The sequence below is a fragment of the Anaerohalosphaeraceae bacterium genome (assembly GCA_035378985.1).
In the GTDB taxonomy this organism is placed as follows: Bacteria; Planctomycetota; Phycisphaerae; order Sedimentisphaerales; family Anaerohalosphaeraceae; genus JAHDQI01.
In genome coordinates, this window is record DAOSUR010000033.1 from 7,048 (window position 1) to 8,560 (window position 1,513).

At 51.6% G+C, this 1,513-nt stretch carries 3 protein-coding genes; all 3 read left to right on the forward strand.

The window, feature by feature from the left end:
- The first annotated feature begins 451 nt into the window (after positions 1-451).
- On the forward strand, positions 452-748 hold the full coding sequence (locus PKY88_13105) for a hypothetical protein (protein HOQ06138.1): 297 nt from the start codon (positions 452-454) through the stop codon (positions 746-748).
- A gap of 26 nt (positions 749-774) precedes the next feature.
- On the forward strand, positions 775-1,239 hold the full coding sequence (locus PKY88_13110; protein ID HOQ06139.1) for a phage tail tube protein: 465 nt from the start codon (positions 775-777) through the stop codon (positions 1,237-1,239).
- 45 nt (positions 1,240-1,284) lie between these two features.
- The coding region (locus tag PKY88_13115; GenBank protein HOQ06140.1) for a hypothetical protein at positions 1,285-1,513 on the forward strand (229 nt) is incomplete at its 3' end.

Here is a 1,513-nt window from a genome sequence, read left to right on the forward strand (position 1 = left end):
TTCTGTCCTGTGGTCTGAGGCGTGCATAAAAGCAAACAGGCATAGTCAGTCAAACCAGTTTATTGCACAGATACCCAGACTGATGAAGGGCAGGCGGTACATTCTGCTCGTGTACGATGGCTATCAGAGTGCGAACAAGGAACAAATCCCTAAACGTGCGTACTACTATTGGCCTGAGAAGCGTAATGCGCTTCCGTATGAAATTGAGTTTTTGCGATAAATGTAAATTATGATTTCATTTGATATTTCAAAAAAAATACAGACAGGCAAGAGCAACGTTGCAAAGGTAACGAGTCTTTTTTTTGATCGTAAGACCGTTACTGATTATCTCGACAAACGAACACGGACTGTGTTCGCAAAGTTTGGTGCATATGTCCGAAAAGCTGCTCAATGGTCTATTCGTCCTGCCCCGAAGGACAAATGGTCAAGCATTGACGGTCGTAATGTTAGGATGCTGCGAACAAGCCGACCTGGAGACCCGCCCTATAGCCGAACCGGTCTGCTGAAGCGATTCATTTATTACTCGCTCGATCCGCCTGTGAAGTCTGTCGTGATTGGACCTGTCCGTTTGTCAAAGGGGCCTATCAGTGTACCTTCCGTACTCGAGTACGGCGGAATCTCTGAGGCATACGACCCAATCGAGCGGAAATTCAGGAAGGTTCGTATTGCCCCTCGGCCCTATATGCATCCGGCATTTGAGAAGGGGAAACAGCAACTCGGACGCCTGTGGCGTGAAAGCATTCAATAACAATATTTTGATTTGGAGAAAAAGATATGGCAACGACGTATAAACTCGGTATGGAAGCGGTTATCCTGTATCAAACTCCTGCGGCAGCCGATCCCTCCACCCTTGATCCGTCCTCGGGCGGCGGCATGACGGCGTTGACAAATGTCCGGGACGTGACGATCAATCACGAGACGGGCGAGGCCGATATTACGACGCGAGGCAATCAGGGCTGGCGGGCCACGGCGGCGACTCTGCGGGAGTGCTCTGTCGAGTTTGAGATGGTATGGAAGCCGGGGGATACCGGTTTCGAGGCCATTAAAAACGCGTGGCTGAACAGCGGAGAAATCAGTCTGGCTATCATCAGTGAGGACCCGGACACGGTAGGTGCCGAAGGCCCCTGCGGGAACTTTTCTATCACGAATTTCAGCCGCAGTGAGCCGCTGGAAGAAGCGATTACGGTGTCTGTGACGGCGAAATTGTCGAACTGGGGCAAGTGGTACAAGAAGGCATAAAATGAATGTGTTTTTTGGAAATATCAAGAATAGCGGGGTCTTGCTATGAACAATCTGATTGCTCGTGTCATTTCGGTTACGCCGCAGTATCAGCCGCTGGCCAGCAAGCGTCTGGTGGCGACCATCACGCTGTCCGCCCCGCCGGCCAATAGTCAGCCGGTCTATCTGAAGGGAGACAGCGGCCAAGATGTGCCGCTGGTGCCTGGGGAATGGCATACATTCCAGCGAGTGAACCTGGCCGAGATCCGCATCAAGGGAACGGCCGGTGATACCG

Coding starts and splice junctions, on each gene's coding strand:
- PKY88_13105 (HOQ06138.1), top strand. CDS start 452: ATGCTGCGAACAAGCCGACCTGGAGACCCGCCCTATAGCCGAACCGGT.
- PKY88_13110 (HOQ06139.1), top strand. CDS start 775: ATGGCAACGACGTATAAACTCGGTATGGAAGCGGTTATCCTGTATCAA.